The sequence below is a fragment of the Providencia sp. CIM-Carb-044 genome (assembly GCF_033901115.1).
Taxonomy (GTDB): domain Bacteria; phylum Pseudomonadota; class Gammaproteobacteria; order Enterobacterales; family Enterobacteriaceae; genus Providencia; species Providencia hangzhouensis.
In genome coordinates this window covers 310,688-329,317 of sequence record NZ_JAXADV010000001.1, presented here as the reverse complement: position 1 = coordinate 329,317, position 18,630 = coordinate 310,688, and the positions used below count along the sequence as shown (strand labels likewise).

Here is an 18,630-nt window from a genome sequence, read left to right as displayed (position 1 = left end):
TTCCCTCCCTTACGCCTTCTCAATGTTAACTAAGAATGCCTTATACTCAGGTGTCTGAGAGTTAGCATCGCCGACAGACGGCGTTAACGTATTGGTGATAAACCCTTTTTGAGTCGCGCCTTCAAAGCCCCAGTGAATCGGTAGTCCAACAGTTTCAATTGGTTTTCCATCCACCATCAGTGTTTGTAATCGAGGAGTAACAACCGCAACTGCCTTGATAAAACCACGTTTACTGCTGACTTTGACCTTATCGCCTAACGCAATTCCTTTGGCTTTCGCTAGTGTTTCGCTGATTTCAACAAATTGCTCTGGCTGAGCAATCGCGTTCAAGCGAGCATGCTTGGTCCATGTGTGGAAATGCTCTGTTAGACGGTATGTGGTACCTACATAAGGGAAATCTTTGTGGTCGCCAAGACGTTTTTTGTCTTCATCAAAAATTCGCGCCGCTGGGTTAGAAACCACATTCGGGTGCAACGGGTTAGTGCCAAGTGGTGTTTCAAATGGCTCATAATGCTCAGGGAATGGCCCTTCTGCCATCTTATCGATAGCAAATAAACGACCTAAACCTTCTGGTTGCATGATGAATGGCCCTGTTCCCACTTCAGGTGCAGAAGCATTGAAGTCAGGGATATCATTACCGACCCATTTTTTACCATTCCACTCGATAAGCACGCGGTCTTTATTCCACGGTTTACCTTGGGTGTCACAAGAAGCACGGTTATAAATCACACGGCGGTTCAAAGGCCATGCCCATGCCCAACCTAGTGTGTTACCGATACCGGATGGGTCGCTGTTATCACGATTAGCCATCTGGTTGCCTTTCTCGGTCCAGCTACCAGTGTAAATCCAGCAAGAAGATGCCGTTGAACCATCCGCACGTAATAAGGCAAATGAGCTGAGCAGCTCGCCTTTTTTCGCTTGTAAGTTACCGTCTGCATCATAAAGATCAACCAGTGCAACACCGTTGTTTTCTTTCGCCACTTCTTCTGATTCAGGATGGAATTGTTGTTTATAATTCCATTTCATTTGCATCAGAGGATCTTGGCCTTGGCCACCTTCTTTCTCATACAATTCCCGGATCTTATACAGAATACCGGTTAAGATTTGGCCATCGTTACGCGCTTCGCCTGGGGCATCTGCGGCTTGCCAGTGCCATTGTAACCAACGGCCTGAGTTGGCTATCGAACCATCTTCTTCTGCAAAACAAGTTGATGGTAAACGGAACACTTCGGTTTGAATCGAAGCCGTATCAACGTCATTCATCTCACCATGATTTTGCCAGAAATTCGCTGTTTCAGTGACTAATGGGTCAACGACAATCAGGTATTTCAATTTACTGAGGCAGCTAACCACTTTATTCTTATCAGGGAATGAAGCCACAGGGTTAAACCCTTGACAGATATAACCCGTCACTTGGTCCTTGCTCATCATGTCAAAATACTTCATCACATCATAAGCTTGGTCCCATTTAGGCAACCAATCATAACCCCATTGGTTTTCTGCTTGTGCTGAATCCCCATAGAAAGACTTCATCAAACTCACGAAGAATTTAGGATAATTACTCCAGAAATTCACCTGATTTGGCAAGGTCGCTTTTGGTGTATTCGCAGACAGGTAGCTATCAATGTTCTGATGTTTTTCAGAAGGTAATGTCAGGTAACCCGGTAAACTGGTTGATAGTAACCCTAAATCGGTTAAGCCTTGAATGTTCGAGTGCCCGCGTAACGCGTTCACTCCGCCGCCAGCAACCCCCATATTACCTAGCAGTAACTGGATCATCGCCATAGTGCGAATATTTTGTGCGCCAACAGTATGTTGTGTCCAACCTAATGCATACAGGAAAGTCCCAGCTTTATCTGCTGCACTTGTTGTTGCTAAAATTTCACAGACTTTCAAGAAATCGGCTTTTGGCGTTCCACAAATTTGCTCAACGATATCAGGCGTATAGCGTGATACATGTTTGTGAAGTAAATTCCACACACAACGCGGATCTTGTAATGTGTCATCGCGTAATGCGTGACCATTTTCATCAAACTTATAGTTCCAGCTGGTTTTGTCATAGCTACGCTTATCAGCATCATAACCACTAAATAAGCCATCGTTAAAGTCAAAATCGTCTCTAACAATCAATGACGCATTGGTATAGTTCTTAACATACTCAGCATTGATTTTTTGGTTTTCAATCAGGTACAGCAAAACGCCCGATAAAAAGGTAATATCGGTTCCTGAACGAATTGGCACATAATGGTCAGCAACTGATGCAGTACGCGTAAAACGCGGGTCTATGACAATCAGTGTGGCATCATTATTATTTTTCGCTTCAATTGCCCAGCGGAACCCAACAGGGTGTGCTTCCGCAGCATTACCGCCCATTACGACGACAACATCGGCATTTTTGATATCAACCCAGTGGTTGGTCATCGCACCGCGACCAAATGTTGGAGCAAGACTTGCTACCGTTGGTCCGTGTCAGACACGCGCTTGGTTATCAACTGCTAGCATTCCTAGCGATCTAGCGAATTTTTGCGTCAACATTCCCGTTTCGTTACTGGCAGCTGATGCACAAAGCATCCCTGTTGATAACCAACGGTTTACTGTTGTTCCTTCCGCATTTTTTTCAATGAAATTTGCATCGCGGTCATCTTTCATTAAGCGTGCAATGCGTGTGAAAGCATCATCCCAACTAATGCGTTCCCATTTATCAGAGCCTGGTGCTCTATATTCAGGATAACGTAAACGATTTTCGCTTTGGATATAATCGAGTAGGCCAGCCCCTTTAGGGCATAAAGCACCACGGTTTACCGGGTGGTCTGAGTCACCTTCGACATGGAATATCGCGGACTTAGCATTCATGGCGCCATCGCCCATGCTATATATTAGTAATCCACAACCGACAGAACAGTAAGTACAGGTATTACGCGTCTCTTTAGAACGAAGTAATTTATATTCACGTACATTAGCTATTGCCATTCCAGGCATAAAACCTAACGCAGCTACAGTTGTACCTGCCATCCCGCCAGCGCAGATTTTAAAAAACTTTCTGCGACTAACGTTCATTGCTACCTCTTTATATTTTTTGTATAAATCGGTGAGAGAATAGCAGCCTAATATGATTAGATATTGCCTAAAATCAATGAAAGTGAAAATAAAAGTTTAATTAATATTAACTGAGTAGTTAAACATCAATTAAAATTACTACCAATAGAGTATTTATTGTTAAATTGATTTGGATCAAATGTTACATTTTAAAAATTTAAGTTAAACATTATTTCAATTAACATTTCGTAAAAGAAAATAATGTTATTTCTTAGAAAAGAATAACCCTTGTATTTAATTTAAAATTTAACTATGGATTTAGTAATCATTTACTGAAATCCACATAAAGAAATAATTCTGTTGTCGGCTTAAATTCCACGTCACTTTAAAATAAATAATTAATTTTTTAAGGTGACGTGATAACACTGAATTCTATTTCCAACCACTAATAATGATACCGGCTCCGATCAGTACGACTAAAGCACCAACCCAGTCAGTCACGGTAAGAGAAACACCATCAACCACTTTTAGCCAAGCTAATGCCGTGACAATATAAATTCCACCATAAGTCGCATAAATTCGTCCGCTTGCCTCTGGGTGTAATGTGAGTAACCAGACAAATAGCATTAAACTTAAGGCTGCCGGGATCAATAGCCAAGCCCCACCTTGCTTTTTCATCCAAAGATAAGGAAAGTAACAGCCTGCAATTTCAGCCAACGCAGTGATAAAGAACAAACCAATAATTTTTATCGACATAGCAACCCATTCAAAATAATACCCATAAATTCACTATTATATTAGCAACTTTTATCAACACGGTTATGTGGTTTTCACTAACATCAATGAAATACGCCTTGCAATTGGTAAAACAAAAAATACGGTTGGGAAAGCTATCATCCAAGAAAGCATCCACGAGCTCAACCAAGGTGAAAACACGTCACTCGTGAAGCCCAAGGCTCTTATGGTACTAATCAGCGAAACAATTCCACTCATGACAAGGGATAAAAAGAAAGGAACAAGAAAAATCATCGCCCGAGCAGGTAACTTTGGGATACCTAAAATATAATTACGGTCTCGATGTGGCATAAAAAAACTCCAAGGTTAACAGACACACAAAGCACATAACCTATGTGTGGCCAAAAGTTATATGCGTTGGCTAACGTAAACGCTTACGAGTCCTATGACCAATTCCTTCTTATTCTATAATTTGTAAGATTTTTGTCAAAATTTAACAAAATAGAAGCATTAAAAGTTCTTTTAAGAAAAGCGATAGATCAGACTCCAATATGATTAGGTTAAAAGCCTAATAAAACTCCATCTTTTAAAACTTTTAGTTTAAATTTTAATGCCTATCTTTGTTATTATAATAAACACCTTTTCTATCACCTTATTGGCTAACAAAATCATTATGAGAGCAACATCTGAAGAAGCCCGTGTATTTATTGAAGTGGTAGAACAAAAAAGTTTTAGTAAAGCGGCTGATAAACTTAATTTAGCAAATTTCGCGGTAAGCCGAATAGTCAAAAAACTGGAAGAATAACTGGATGTCAATTTAATTAACCGCACCACAAGGTAAATTGACCTAACTGCTGAGGAAAATGAGGTTAAAAAATTTCTTTAGGCAGATGCGATTATTACCAAATGTCTGGCTGGTGGAAGATGATGCCTTGGATGGTAAAAAAATATATGGATGACGTTTATACCCTCCGTCACGGTCATTTATATGCAAATGATGGCCGTACCCGCCAAAATCCAAGCAAGCAATATGGTACCGGGGGCCTACTTCATGGAAAAAGTATATGCTTTCAGTGGATTGGAATGCTCCTATCGATGCATTTGATGAATTTGATAATTTTTTTGACGGTCGAGGTGTAGATGGTGTCTATTTTGCCTTTCATAAATCACAACAATTTCTCGGATTGAAAAAATTCCCAACCTTTATGGTTAACGACGTGATCAAAGAACCTAATATTGAAAAATATATCAATGATTATAAAATACATCTCACTGAAATTTTTAATTAATCCATATTCAAAAAGGAATACATTTGTATTCCTTTTTATTATTATTTAGTAATCATTAATTAACATTATGCAATTTTACTTATTAATTTCACATCTAATGAATCGACTTTACCTTCTATCTTCTTAATAAAATCTTGCAAATGCTTTGTAACATTATGTTTATCTAATGACTCCTGATCCTTCCAAATTTCAAAGAAAATAAAAATATTTGGATTAGCATTATCTTGATGTAATTCATATTGAAGACAACCTTCATCCCTATTACTTGGCTCAACGATTGATTTAGTTGCTTCTTTCACAAATTCGACTTCATTATCTTTTGCAATTACTGTCGCAACAATTCTTATTTCTGGCATAAGCTCATCCTGTTATAAATAGATAATTTCAACTCATCTATTTATAACATAATTCTAAGTTAGAATTTAATCTTTATTATTCTATAAATTAGAAAATATTTTTCTAATTTCAATTACATCACCATATTGCAAAAATAGTGTAAAATCAAAATATAATATGATTGGTTTTTAATTACATTATATTTTATCCTAATAATGAGCATAGGATAAGTCTCAGTCAATCGTAATGTGGCAAATTTTAATTTATGCTCATTATTATCTGATACTAATCGGAGAAGGAAGATAAAATCCTCCTTCTCTTTCATTCTACCCTATTGATTTAATACCTTTTTAATCAATAGGGCTTTTTTTTCTTCCTCAATAAAGCTTGCCTGTAATGCATTTATATTACACTCAGTAAAATCAGCAATACCCCAACCAAATATATCATGCAATAATTGGTATTCTTTATTTAATGTTACATTCGCCACTGTTCGCGCATCAGTATTTATATTTAATTTAACGCCCTGCTTCTTCAACTCATTAATAGGATGGTTTTCAATACTGTCAAAGACATTGCACACTAAATTGCAACTTGGACAAACTTCAAGTAATACATCTAATGCTTTGAGTTTTTTAATCGTATTTGAATTTTCAATACTTCTTACCCCGTGTCCAATGCGTGACACTTTTAATTTATCCAATGTTTCAATCACACTTTCATAGCCTAAAGCCTCACCAGCATGTGCGATAATATTCCCTCCATGCTCCCTGACATACTTAAATGCCATTTCATGATTGTCTAGTGAAAAACGAGCCTCATCTGCCGCTAAATCTAGCGCTACAACACCACGATATTGATACTCCACAACTAAATTTGCCGTTTCAAGACTTTGAGAGGCAGTAAAATGCCTCAAGGTACACAAAATCAAGCCCGTTTCTATTTCATACTTTTTAACTGCTGAATTAATCGCACCTAATGTTATATCAACAACTTCTCGGCTTGAAAGGCCTTGCTGAGTATGTAATAAAGGAGCAAACCGAATTTCGGCATAAATCACATTATCCATTTTAAATTGCTCAAACAAATCATCAACAGCCAATACTATTGCAGATTTTGTCTGTAATATATTAAGTTGCGGTTCAATACACCGTAGAAAATCGCCAAGATCCTCACATCTCGTTGGCGCAATAAAACCTTGTTTGAATTCATTAAACGTGAGTGTCGGAATAGCCTGTTTAACATAAGAAAAACTTAAACACGTATCCAAATGCACATGTAGTTCCACTTTTGGCATAACGTTAATTGCTGTTTTTATACTTTGAGTAAATCCGCTTAAAGGTTTTAAAGGCGTTTTCATGTTAATATCCTGAGAGTTATTTTTGAATAAGCTTGCAGAGTTATTGCCATTTTTAAAAGGACATATGTCCTTTATTACACACGCCAATTTATGTCATACTGTTCTCCGAAAGTACCTGTACTGAGAGAATGAATTGTGAAAAAAATTACCTCTTCTGAAAAAATTGAAGAATATTTTACTCTCTATCAGCTTGATAAAATTCTATCTGAGGAAACAATAAAGTCAGTAAAACTGCTTAGAATAGATACGTCTGAATACTTAATATCACAAAATGACAAAATTAATTTTATTTACTTTCTTGTTGTGGGGAAACTACAGGTTGAACGTTATGAAATAAACGGTAAGCATGTTATTTTTTCATTTGAAAATGCCTTTTCAGTTATTGGTGATTTAGAGTTATTTCAGAATAATAACAGCAAAAACAACCGTATATATAGCACAATACAGGCAATTACAGAGTGTTATTTGCTGGCATTTCCGTTACAGGTTATTCAGAAAAAAGAGCTTAACTCCCCTATTTTTTTACAGTTTATCTGTCAACATCTTAGCAAAAAGCTTTTTAATGCATCACAGCTACACTCTTCCTCTTCATTCTCTGCTGAATATAAATTGAGGCGCTATTTAATTTTTGCCGAAAGCCAGTATGGTTCTGAATTTAAATTGGAAAATCGCGATTCATTAGCTGCTATGCTTGGTATATCTGTCAGGCAATTAAACCGTACATTAGTGAAATTAATTGAAAGGAAACTTATTGAACTTAAAGGTAAACACATTAAAATTATTGACCTAGAAAGCGCGTCATGATTACAAACGAATTACAAAAGGCTGCCATGACAGCCCTTAAATATTTTGCACTACTTCTTAGTTGCCAAAATAACACTGGAAGCTTTGATAATCGCAGTCACTTTACTTTTAACATTTAACCCCAACTCTACGGTACTATTATTTGTCACCACCGCAGATAACAAAGTTCCTGCAGTGGTTTTTAAATTTACCACAGAATTAACGCTTCCTTTTTCAATGGATTCAATTACACCATTAAATTGATTACGAGCAGAGAAATTATACTCTTCAGCGTTAGATACTAATACAACCCAAGGCGCTTTTATTACTGCTGTCGCCAGTTTACCTTTTTCTAAACCGAGTTGTTTAGTACTATTTTTGGTAATCACTGCCGCAATGCTTTCACCATGACCTAAATCGAGTATAACTTCATCATTTACCGCTCCCATTACAATTGAATCAACAACACCTGACAATTGGTTTCTTGCAGAAATAGCCATTGAATATCTCCTATACTTAATAAAAGTCGACTTCAGTAGTACTGTTTTTTAGTAGTTTAATCTCATTACCATTAGAATTAAGACTTAAAATAAAGTCACATTTATAGGCAATATTCTTAGCGTTATAATCACACTTAGAATTGACGAGTAATATTGTTTGCCCCAACGCGCGTATGTCCATCATGTGATCAAACGGCTTACTCATATCTTTCCCATAAGTTACTATAGTCTCTGATATGATTGCATTATCTTTAAAATATTTTATCGTTGTTGGAAGTTTAAATTCATTATAATCATTTTTGCTATATTGTTTTTTCGTGTCAGCAAGCAGTGAGCCAGCAATAATGCCATCTTGGTTATATTGGTAGATTAATTCACCATTCGAATCTTTTTTAGACATTATTTGACAGTTATCACCTATCACCATTTCGACAGGCCCACTAACGTCTCGACCAATCAATTTATTTTTAACTCGCTTTACAAAAAGATAGTTATGAGCACCATTTAAATACTCATCTTTCTTTTGATCAAAAGAAAAACTTTCCACACAACCATCATGACCAATTTTTAACATTGATTCATAATTAATTGATTTATCCTCATTATAAACAACTGATTTTATTTGCTTAACAGCACCTCTAACAGGATTGAAATCATAAAGCTGAGCCAGATTAAACACCACTGGGTTATATTGCTGTTCTTGAAACGCTAATGATGCAAAAGAAACAGGGAATAAACTTAAATAAATGATTCCCAATAGGTATTTTTTACTCATTTTTATCGTCTACCTCTAACGGCTACGGCTTGTTTTGACTTAAAAATAGCCTTTTGTATACATATTATCAGTTTTTCGATAAAAGTCAGGTTATGAACTCATAAACTTAGTACTAAAAACGAGCCTTAAATTAAATTTAAGGCCATTCTCGGTTTGCTTAAAATAAATAACAAAGAAGTTACTTAAATTGATTATGGCATAATTGGAGCAAGTGTAGGGTTGCGTTCATCATTAAAAACACGGCCAAAACGTGGGTTTCCTTGGTTCCATTCCTCAACAGCAGCATGAATATCAGCTTTAGTTCGACCAATAAAATTCCACCACATTAGTACAGATTCATTTAAAGGCTCACCACCGAGCAATAAAATATGACTATCTGAAGCTAGCTCTACAGAAATTTCAGTGATACTTTTGCCTAAATAAATTAATTCATTACTATTCACTTGCTGCCCTTCAATAACGGCACTTCCACTTACAACAAAAATACCGTATTCAAATTCAGAGCATAACGTTAAAACTTGTCGAGCGGTTTTCTTAGCAATAATATCGAGCCCGACCAAAGGGGAAAATGTCAGTGTTGGTGCTTTATAAGTACCATATTCCCCAACTAATAAGTTGAAATGCATTTCTCCTTCAGACCATCGAGGTAGCGTAGGATAATGGTCAAAACGTGGAGAAATATCTTTAACTGCTTCCGGTAAAGCGATCCACAGTTGTACAGCATGTAATTGGCGACTTTCTCCGTAGGTATCTTCGGAATGGCTGATCCCATAACCTGCCGTCATTAAATTGACCTGTCCTGGCCGAATAACCTGTTCATAACCAAGACTATCTCGATGTAATACTTCACCTTCAATCATCCAAGTGAATGTTTGTAAAGCGGTATGAGGGTGAGGTGATACCTTCATTCCCTCTGAATCTCCTTTAAAAACCGTAGGTCCAGCATGGTCAAGAAAGCACCAAGCACCTATTAGTCTACGTTCTCTTGTCGGTAAAACTCGTGCAACAGGAAGCCCACCAACATCTTTTGAGCGTGCTGTAATTAACTGTAAATTAAGTATTTTATCATTATTTTGAATACTCATGCTGACCTCATCAGTAATTAGCAAATATTATTGGCGGATATCATTGTATTCAGGTGTTCTATCGAATATTGCTTTTGCAAAAGGGCATAACGGAATAATTTTTCGACCCTCCTCTCTCATTCGCTCAACAACCTTAGCAACTAGTAACTTTGCAATGCCTTGTCCTTTTAAGCTTTCATCAACTACTGTATGGTCAATAATCACCAGATCATCGCCAGTATAAACAAAGGTTATCTCAGCAATGCGAGTTTGCTTGTCATCAGATAAAATAAAAAAGCTATGGTGATCAGATTGGATATTCATCATAAATAACGCCCTCTAAATTAAATCAATTTAACTTAGAGTATGTGACGTATGCTAAAAAGACAATATTCTACAATTGTCGATGTGATCCAAATATTTTGAAGTTAGAATGTGGATAAAAGGAGAAAAAATGTTGCGACAGCGCTTAACTAGAGATTAAATTTAGTTTAACGCTGTTTTTCAATTGGTTAATTAATGTTCAGCACATTAATTTTCAGAAAAATTACTTATCACTGTATAGGTTAATGAGTTTTCTGAACTATCGATAACTTTTAATTTTACATTTCGATAAGAAATAATATCGCTATTCTTGAGGTTATACTGAATAGTATCGCCAAACCCTTGATTCTCAATATTCGAACCTATTTTCTGATAACTAACATCAACAACATGGCCATTTATCCCATTGAAAATTAAGGCTTCTTCAAATGAGTTACCATCAGTATTATTTAGTTTTACTTGTTCGATTTGTGCTTTATCACTACAAACAGCAACATTAACATCTGTTACGATACAAATCTCATTAGGAGTAGAGTCTTTTTTAATTAAAAGTGAATTCCAAGGCTGCCCTAAAACCTCAACAACGACCGAACCAGAGTCAACTATTTGGTCTGGCATATAAAAATCGCCTTTATCACTTGACCCCACTTTTTTGAATACACCTGGAATAATTTTGTAAGCCAAATCTATCTGCACAGGGTTTAATATTTTAATTCCGTCTATTTCGCTAATGTTGCCTTCTCTTACTAAGGGTTGCCCTACTGTAATATGGTTCACCTGACCTATTCGGGGTTCACTAATTTTCTGTGATTCAGGAACATAGTTATACTCAGTCACTGCACATCCAGATAAAGAAACAATACAAAAAACTGGAACTAATAATTTATTCATCTTGATAAAATCCATGGCATTAAGATATTAAATATTATCTTTATAAAACAATTTCAACAAGTTACTACTTATGTTCCTGCCAGCTAATAGATAGGAAACCTTCGGCTTATCATTCACTTTGAAATTTTTCCATTTTAATGAAGCCAACAACTACAATAATAGAACTGATACATTGCCCACAAATGATTATGATAATCATTTGTGATAATAGATTTACCTTAAGGCGTTAAAAGAAAAAGAGTTATTGAATTTATAGTCCAGGCTCTTCCGTTGGCTGAATAGGGTTTGTTACAAATAATAAAATATTTATTTTTATAACTTGTTGAAATTTGTCTTTTACCTCATAGAGTTTCCCAATCATCCTAATTTATGTGATTTACAATTTCATTTCTTACTCAATCAAGAGGTAATTATGACTTCATCATGTCAACATTAATACTTCCGTTCATTTTCAAACTTTTCATATAAAAACATAAGATGATACCCCTATAAATTTCATATTAATTTTGTAAAAAAATAAATCTCATTTCTCTTTAATAAAATTAAATAGATAATCAAATTAAATTATGTAAGAAAAATATATGAATATGTTACATGCTGTAAAAAATTGATTTACATCACAGACTTTTCATACTTAATTTTCTTAAACAAGATTTATCTAGCGTGCAAAAATACTTATACTTATCATTATTCTGATAAAAAAATCGCCATATACACTATGAATACGCATTATGAGATTATGAGTAAAATTTTCAACTAAAATACCCCATGAAAATAGAATACATTTCAAACTAAATATCACGAAATTATATTCAAATAACAATTTACATGTTGATCCTAAGTTAAATTTGTATATTATTAACAAACTAAAAAATACAACATAAAAATTTGATAGTTTAAACACCTTTCTGGGAAAAAAATTCTTAACATAGAATCTGTTCTGTGTAGGGAACTGTATGCTCTAAATTTATTATTAATTTTTAATTTAGGCATTTGAATTTATGGAATGAAGTTATCGTATACTCATACAAGGAGATTCACTTAAATGAGTAAGAAAAATCTCGGTAGTGTTGCCCCTAAAGAAAGAATTAATATCAAATATACACCTAATACAGGTGGAGCTCAGGCTGAAGTTGAACTTCCTTTAAATATGCTGATTGTGGGTGATATGACAGGTAAAACTGAAGATACCCCAATGGAAGAACGAAAAGCAATTTCAATTAATCAAAACAATTTCAATTCAGTTATGGAAAGTGCAGGTATTAATTTAAATATCAACGTCCGTAATACACTTGAAAACACCAGTGATTCTGAGCTTAATGTCAATCTAGATGTAAAATCTCTGCAAGATTTTTCACCAGATAATATTGCTCGCCAAGTTCCTGAGTTAAACAAACTTCTTGAATTACGAGAAGCTTTAGTTGCATTAAAAGGTCCTCTAGGCAATGTCCCTGCTTTTAGAAAGCGTCTTCAAGAATTACTTGAAAATAAAGAAACACGCGAACAACTTCTAAAAGAACTCGATATTGCCGCTAATCAAAAATAATGTTTATAGAGGATTATTTCATGTCACTAAATACAGAAGCTCTAGGCCAACAAGCCCCAGCATCTAACGGCTCTCTTTTAGATGAAATCATGGCTCAGTCACGTATGTCACCTGAGACTGAAGCGTATGATATTGCAAAGCAAGGCGTTGCAGCTTTCATTAGTAATCTTTTCGCAAATGAATCAGAAGACCAACAAATCAATAGATTATTAATTGATAAAATGCTGGTTGAGCTTGATAACAAACTAAGCGCCCAAGTTGATGAAATTATTCACGCGCCTAAATTTCAAGAAATTGAAGCATCATGGCGCTCCCTGAAATTACTCGTTGACCGTACTGATTTTAGAGAAAATATCAAAATCAATATTCTTCATGCAACAAAAGAAGAGTTATTAGAAGATTTTGAATTTTCTCCTGAAATTGTTCAGTCTGGTTTTTATCAGCACGTTTATTCTTCAGGATATGGACAATTTGGCGGCGAGCCAGTTGCAGCAATTGTTGGGAACTATGCATTTAACAACACAGCGCCTGATATGAAGTTAATGCAATATGTCAGCACTGTCGGAGCGATGGCACATGCGCCATTCTTATCATCTGTTTCCCCTAATTTCTTCGGCATTAATAGTTATGCTGAATTACCTGCGATTAAAGATCTTAAATCTGTCTTCGAAGGCCCTGCACATACGAAGTGGCGCTCTCTGAGAGAAGCAGAGGATTCGCGTTACTTAGGATTAACGGCACCACGTTTCTTATTACGCTTACCATACTCCCCAACAGAAAACCCAGTGAAAATGTTTAACTATTCCGAAAATGTTAAACAAGACCATGAGCACTACTTATGGGGTAATACCGCATTCTTACTCGCAAGCTGTATCAATGATAGTTTTGCACAATACCGTTGGTGCCCAAATATTATTGGCCCACAAAGTGGCGGTACCGTCAATGACCTCCCTGTACACATGTTCGAAGCGATGGGTGAATTACAAACTAAAATACCAACCGAAGTTTTAGTTACTGATCGTAGAGAATTTGAACTGGCAGAAGAAGGCTTTATTACCCTAACAATGCGTAAAGGTAGTGATAACGCGGCATTCTTCTCTGCAAACTCAGTTCAAAAAGCCAAAACCTTCCCAAATACCCCAGAGGGTAAAATGGCAGAAACTAACTATAAGTTAGGAACACAACTGCCATACATGTTTATTATCAACCGATTAGCTCATTACATTAAAGTGCTACAACGTGAGCAAATTGGCTCTTGGAAAGAGCGCCAAGACCTTGAGCGTGAACTGAATATCTGGCTTAAACAATATGTTGCGGACCAAGAAAACCCGCCAGCAGATGTTCGTAGTAAACGCCCTCTTCGTTCAGCTGAAATTAAAGTGCTTGATGTTGAAGGTGATCCAGGTTGGTATCAAGTCGCAATTCAAGTTCGTCCACACTTCAAATATATGGGCGCAAACTTTGAATTATCACTTGTTGGTCGCCTTGATAAAGAGTAACAGTGATGTCATTCAATCATGGCTGGTCCCCTAACAGCGGAGCCAGCTTATTCGATCGAATTAAGAGGAAAAATGCGAGTTTTTCCTCTCGTTCACGCACAAATACACTCATTGAATCAATTAAACAAAATTTAAATTATGTCCTGAATAGTCGGCCGAATGGTTGCCAAGGCTCACCATGTCTAGGGATACCTGATTTAAATGATGCGACTCAATCTGCGGTTGATTTTAAAACCGAATTAGAGAATAGCATTGCAAGTTGTATCCTCACTTATGAACCTAGGATCACAAGTGTTGATGTGCAATTCATTGAAAATGATGCAGATAGTTTATCTTTACAATTCAGTATTAATGCTTGTATTGACTTAGATAATCAACAGCAACTCATTGAGTTTAATATGTATTTGGATAGTAATCGTAGATATCAGTTAAAGTAGCACTCTTATGTCATCAAAAAACTATTTTACGAATTAATCAGAATACTTAAAGGATTTGGCAGAACAAGTTGCGCAAGAAAAACCGCAGCTTGTTAATCTGTTATCCAATAAAATTCAAGATCCTGATAGTGCCCGTATTATCGACGGATTATCATATTTATCGGGTAATTTACGGCAGCAAATCGATAGGCAATTCCCTGAATTAACCAATAGCTTAGCAAATATGCTATGGCCAAATTACGCACGTCCTGTGCCTAGTATGACAATTGTTGAATACCAGCCTAATTATTCTGAATGCCACCACGCGATAAAAATTTCAGCAGGCCAACTCTTTAATGCAACACCTATTTATGTACAAAATGAAAATACCAACCAAGAAACTTTATTTCAATGTCGATTTAGCCAAAGTCGTGATCTCTGGTTAATACCAGCGAAAATTATGCAAACTTTACAAAGAACAACCGCCATTGAAATAACATTTGAATTGGATGGAATACAACCTCTCGCAAACATTGGTTTAAATAAATTATGTTTTTATTTAAATGGTTCTCCATTTACAACAAATCAGCTTTATTTTTTATTAAGTCAGCATATACAGAATGCCTCACTAGTCACAGATGAGCATGTATTGCCACTTAACCAGTTTGCAGTGAAACCTGTCGGTTTTCAAAAACAGGATGCATTACTCCCTTACCCAAAAAATAGTTATGATGGCTACCGCATCTTACAAGAGTTTTTCTGTTTTCCTGAAGCCTTTCTATTTTTGGATATTCAAGGAATGGATGACATTCCCTTAGCTATCCAAACCAAGCAATTCAAACTTGTTATTAATTTTGATAAAGAAATCCCCGATGGGGTTATTCTTCATAACGATAGTATTAAACTGAATTGCACTCCCATAGTGAATTTATTCCGTGCTGACAGTGAAGCAATCAATCTCACAGGAAAAGATGAGGAATATGTATTAAGCCCTAATTACCAATACGCCCACTGTTTTGATATTTTTTCCGTTAATGAAGTTTATGGATTACGCTATCCATCTGAAGCTAAAGCTTACCCGGTCACCTATACCGCATTTGAAAGTTTTTATCATCAAAACCATCACGAGCAAAATGATGGATATTATCGTTTAAAAATAACTCAAAAAGAGCGTACCTATGGTTACGCCCATCGGCTTTCTTTTGTTCGTCAACACGAACACCAATTACAACAATGCGAAGAAACGGTTTCGATTTCACTCAATTGTACTAATCGCTATATCGCATCCCAGTTATCTACACGCTCAATTGATTTAGACCGTTCATTTATGCCTTATGGGCCTTTATCAGCTAAAAATTTATTCAAACCAACAGTTCCCTTATACCCACTGCTCGATAAAACGTTGTATTGGTCAGAGCTAACTAATTTATCCCTAAATTATCAATCTTTACTGAACCTAGATTCATTAAAAAAAATATTACAACTTTATGATTTACCTTCAGTTTATGACAAGCAGACCGCAAGGCAATCCCAAAAGCGTTTAGATGCATTAGTTGATTTACATTCAGAGCATATCGAACGTATCTACAAAGGGCTGCCAGTTCGTGGTTTAAAAACAACCTTGGTAGTACGTCAGAACGCTTTTCTTTCTGAGGGAAGCTTGTTCTTGTTTTGCACTGTTATTGCTCAATTTTTTACCTTGTATACCAGCATTAATATGTTCCATGAGTTAGAGGTTCTTAACCTTGATAATAAGGAAATTTATCAGTGGCCAGCACAAATCAACCAGCACATACTGAAATAATCGATCGCTGGCTGGAACAAGCTGGCCCATCGGTTACAGAGTATAATTTTTATCAACTTGTTGAATTATTAAATAAAATGATTCATCAAGACATGGATATCACTCGTGATGGTAGCGATATTATTCGCTTTAAATCACACTCTAATGTTGCGTTCCCAACGAGAGATGTCGTGTCTTTTGAAAAAAATGCCACTCATCAATATGAACTAGAAGTTGCTTTTCTCGGGCTACAAGGAAGCCAGTCACCACTTCCTGGTTATTACCTTGATGAATTTGCTTGGGAAGATGCACAGCAAATCCCAGGGATTTCTGATTTTTTAAATATTTTTAATCATCGATTGCTCTCATTGCTCTATCGTATCTGGCGGAAATATCGCTACTACATCTGTTTTGAGAATAAAGGCCAAGATTCCTTCTCCCAATATATGTTTTCTCTTGTTGGTTTAGGAAATGGAGTTAATCGCGGACGGATTAAAATCAATCACAGCAAAATGCTCGCTTATGCAGGGCTTTTAGCGAGTCCGAGCCGTTCAGCAGATGTCATTAGCAGTCTAATATCCCATTGTTTTGACTTAGAAAATGTATCGGTTATTGGTTGGGAAACGCGCCGTGTTCCTATCCCAGAATCACAACAAAATAAGTTAGGTATTATTTCTCATCAACCCGGACAAAAATCTCGCCCTCGAATGTTATTAGGTGAAAATTTTAGTCTTGGATCTCATATACATGATTGCAACGGAAAATGCACTATAGAAATCAGTGAGTTAACTATAGAGCGTTATATGCGTTTTTTACCTAACGGTAGTGATTTCGCTCCTCTCGTCGCCTTCGTTTCTTACATTTTTCATGAGCAATTAGCTTGGGATTTACGTCTTAGTATTGCCGAAGATCAAGCTGAAGGTTTCTGTTTAGGTAAAAAAAATCATAACCAATTAGGTTGGCAAAGCTTTTTAGGGAAACCGGCTAAAAAGCCAAGTGTCACCATTACGGTATTGGAATAAAAGACATGGATAAACATCAGCCAACAATTTCATTTAGCATAACGAATAGTGAACAACTAGAAAGTGGTTACCTACCGAGTGCAACATTGACCCAACATGGCGGCCTAATTGGTAGTGGCAATCAATGTGACTGGAAAATTCAAGACGGTGATGGTGCTATCTCTGCCAGCCAGTTTACTGTTTTCTGGAAAGATCAGCATTTTTGTTTAAAAGTAAACTCAGGCTCTGTTTACATTAATCACGCGATTATACCGTTACATCTTGATGCGGTGAAGCTTGCCCAAGGAGATCAAATTAGAGTGGGCAAACTGGTTATTACAACCAATATTAGTTTAACTGGGCAGCCTGTACAAAATATGATGGCAGCGACACCGCAATCTATTGTTGCAAAAGATCATAATCCTTTAGATTCATTATTTGATATTGATACAGTAAATAATGAAAACAAAGAGTCCCCATTTGTTCCAACTGTTCAAGGTGCTCTCACTACAGATCCCTTACAAGCACTAGAAAATGAAAATCTCAGTTTAATTTCTAAGAGTCAATCCGTCGTCTCAGAACCTTCTTTATTGAGTGACCCACTCTCTTATTCACCTGCCCTTGCGATATCAGATAATCAAGAGAATACCATGGTACAAGAATTTATTGATTTACCCAAAATTACACCTTTCGAAGATGAACACATGACCGATATTGATCATGTTGCAATTAACCCTCTCATGAATGGTTTAGGTATCCATCTTAATTTAGCGAGCTCTCAACAAGCTAATGACTTTCTCATAGAACTCGGTAAAACAATGAAAGCTGCTGTTGAAGGTTTACTCGCTTTGCAGCAACAGCAGGAGAGTTTACAGGATAAGCAACTTCGCCCTATTGAAGATAACCCGCTACGTCTAAACAGTAGTTATGAAGATACGATGAAATTGATGTTTACAGATGAACGTAGCCCTGTTCACCTTTCAGCACCTTCCGCCGTCACTGAAAGTCTGCACAATATGCAGTTACATTACCATGCAAATCAAGAAGCGATATCGACAGCTTTAGCAACAATGCTTGCGGCTTTTTCTCCAGAACATTTATTAAACCGTTTTTCCCAATACCGACGTGCTTCAGATAACACGCCAATGACTGATGGCTGGGCATGGGAAATGTACAGTAACTATTACAAAGAGCTTTCTTCATCACGGCAGCAGGGTTTTGAAAAATTATTCTATGAAGTTTATTCCCATGCTTATGACCGAGCATTAAGAAAAGGCCTAGAGGAAGCTTAA

General features: G+C 36.4%; 17 protein-coding genes and 2 pseudogenes. 9 read left to right on the top strand and 10 right to left on the bottom strand.

Going from position 1 to position 18,630, the window contains the following annotated elements; genetic code table 11:
• Positions 1-9: 9 nt before the first annotated feature.
• From fdnG to SJ312_RS01385, 3 genes are all read right to left on the bottom strand, one after another.
• Positions 10-3,057, bottom strand: coding sequence for a formate dehydrogenase-N subunit alpha (fdnG, locus tag SJ312_RS01395; protein WP_137019095.1), 3,048 nt, complete (start codon positions 3,055-3,057; stop codon positions 10-12).
• Positions 3,058-3,468: 411 nt separating this feature from the next.
• Positions 3,469-3,792 carry a YnfA family protein gene (locus SJ312_RS01390; RefSeq protein WP_004255956.1) on the bottom strand — a complete coding sequence of 108 codons (324 nt, stop codon included), beginning with the start codon at positions 3,790-3,792 and terminating at the stop codon, positions 3,469-3,471.
• 63 nt (positions 3,793-3,855) lie between these two features.
• Positions 3,856-4,122 carry a DUF2798 domain-containing protein gene (locus SJ312_RS01385; RefSeq protein ID WP_094960756.1) on the bottom strand — a complete coding sequence of 89 codons (267 nt, stop codon included), beginning with the start codon at positions 4,120-4,122 and terminating at the stop codon, positions 3,856-3,858.
• 322 nt (positions 4,123-4,444) lie between these two features.
• Here SJ312_RS01385 and SJ312_RS01380 point away from each other — a divergent pair.
• Together SJ312_RS01380 and SJ312_RS01375 are read left to right on the top strand one after the other, a co-directional pair.
• Positions 4,445-4,573, top strand: a pseudogene (locus SJ312_RS01380) (helix-turn-helix domain-containing protein); the annotation flags it as partial.
• A 98-nt stretch (positions 4,574-4,671) separates the two neighbouring features.
• Positions 4,672-5,060 (top strand): annotated as a pseudogene (locus tag SJ312_RS01375) (NAD(P)H-dependent oxidoreductase); the annotation flags it as partial.
• 65 nt (positions 5,061-5,125) lie between these two features.
• Here the strand turns inward: SJ312_RS01375 and SJ312_RS01370 are convergent.
• Together SJ312_RS01370 and add are read right to left on the bottom strand one after the other, a co-directional pair.
• On the bottom strand, positions 5,126-5,416 hold the full coding sequence (locus tag SJ312_RS01370) for a putative quinol monooxygenase (protein ID WP_165879731.1): 291 nt from the start codon (positions 5,414-5,416) through the stop codon (positions 5,126-5,128).
• Between the two features lie 311 nt (positions 5,417-5,727).
• Positions 5,728-6,756 (bottom strand): adenosine deaminase, encoded by a 1,029-nt coding sequence (gene add, locus SJ312_RS01365; protein WP_207951446.1) that lies wholly within the window; start codon positions 6,754-6,756, stop codon positions 5,728-5,730.
• A gap of 135 nt (positions 6,757-6,891) precedes the next feature.
• Between add and SJ312_RS01360 the strand changes: the two genes are divergently transcribed.
• The gene (locus SJ312_RS01360) at positions 6,892-7,560 is read left to right on the top strand and encodes a Crp/Fnr family transcriptional regulator (protein WP_165879732.1); all 669 of its coding nucleotides are present in this window, start codon (positions 6,892-6,894) and stop codon (positions 7,558-7,560) included.
• A 50-nt stretch (positions 7,561-7,610) separates the two neighbouring features.
• Here the strand turns inward: SJ312_RS01360 and SJ312_RS01355 are convergent, their stop codons facing one another.
• From SJ312_RS01355 to SJ312_RS01335, 5 genes are all read right to left on the bottom strand, one after another.
• On the bottom strand, positions 7,611-8,039 hold the full coding sequence (locus SJ312_RS01355) for a TOBE domain-containing protein (protein WP_004255976.1): 429 nt from the start codon (positions 8,037-8,039) through the stop codon (positions 7,611-7,613).
• A gap of 16 nt (positions 8,040-8,055) precedes the next feature.
• A complete protein-coding gene (locus SJ312_RS01350) occupies positions 8,056-8,814 on the bottom strand; it encodes a YnfC family lipoprotein (RefSeq protein ID WP_110591491.1) in 759 nt (252 codons plus the stop codon).
• A gap of 191 nt (positions 8,815-9,005) precedes the next feature.
• Positions 9,006-9,899, bottom strand: a complete 894-nt coding sequence (locus SJ312_RS01345; protein WP_096864199.1) for a pirin family protein — start codon at positions 9,897-9,899, stop codon at positions 9,006-9,008.
• Between the two features lie 27 nt (positions 9,900-9,926).
• The gene (locus SJ312_RS01340; protein ID WP_004255982.1) at positions 9,927-10,205 is read right to left on the bottom strand and encodes a GNAT family N-acetyltransferase; all 279 of its coding nucleotides are present in this window, start codon (positions 10,203-10,205) and stop codon (positions 9,927-9,929) included.
• A 204-nt stretch (positions 10,206-10,409) separates the two neighbouring features.
• A complete protein-coding gene (locus SJ312_RS01335; protein ID WP_187367839.1) occupies positions 10,410-11,093 on the bottom strand; it encodes a hypothetical protein in 684 nt (227 codons plus the stop codon).
• A 1,045-nt stretch (positions 11,094-12,138) separates the two neighbouring features.
• Here SJ312_RS01335 and tssB point away from each other — a divergent pair.
• Genes tssB through tagH form a run of 6 tightly spaced genes read left to right on the top strand, consistent with a single transcriptional unit; the run spans position 12,139 to position 18,630 of the window.
• Positions 12,139-12,639, top strand: coding sequence for a type VI secretion system contractile sheath small subunit (tssB, locus tag SJ312_RS01330; RefSeq protein WP_319866757.1), 501 nt, complete (start codon positions 12,139-12,141; stop codon positions 12,637-12,639).
• Positions 12,640-12,659: 20 nt separating this feature from the next.
• Positions 12,660-14,138: a type VI secretion system contractile sheath large subunit gene (gene tssC / locus SJ312_RS01325; RefSeq protein WP_036957880.1), complete on the top strand. Its 1,479-nt coding sequence runs from the start codon at positions 12,660-12,662 to the stop codon at positions 14,136-14,138.
• 5 nt (positions 14,139-14,143) lie between these two features.
• Positions 14,144-14,575 (top strand): type VI secretion system baseplate subunit TssE, encoded by a 432-nt coding sequence (gene tssE / locus SJ312_RS01320; protein ID WP_094960750.1) that lies wholly within the window; start codon positions 14,144-14,146, stop codon positions 14,573-14,575.
• 55 nt (positions 14,576-14,630) lie between these two features.
• Positions 14,631-16,358 carry a type VI secretion system baseplate subunit TssF gene (gene tssF, locus SJ312_RS01315; RefSeq protein ID WP_319866755.1) on the top strand — a complete coding sequence of 576 codons (1,728 nt, stop codon included), beginning with the start codon at positions 14,631-14,633 and terminating at the stop codon, positions 16,356-16,358.
• The gene (gene tssG / locus SJ312_RS01310; protein ID WP_165879842.1) at positions 16,322-17,359 is read left to right on the top strand and encodes a type VI secretion system baseplate subunit TssG; all 1,038 of its coding nucleotides are present in this window, start codon (positions 16,322-16,324) and stop codon (positions 17,357-17,359) included. The genes tssF and tssG overlap by 37 nt, the downstream gene beginning before the upstream one ends.
• Before the next feature lie 5 nt (positions 17,360-17,364).
• A complete protein-coding gene (gene tagH, locus SJ312_RS01305) occupies positions 17,365-18,630 on the top strand; it encodes a type VI secretion system-associated FHA domain protein TagH (RefSeq protein ID WP_004908049.1) in 1,266 nt (421 codons plus the stop codon).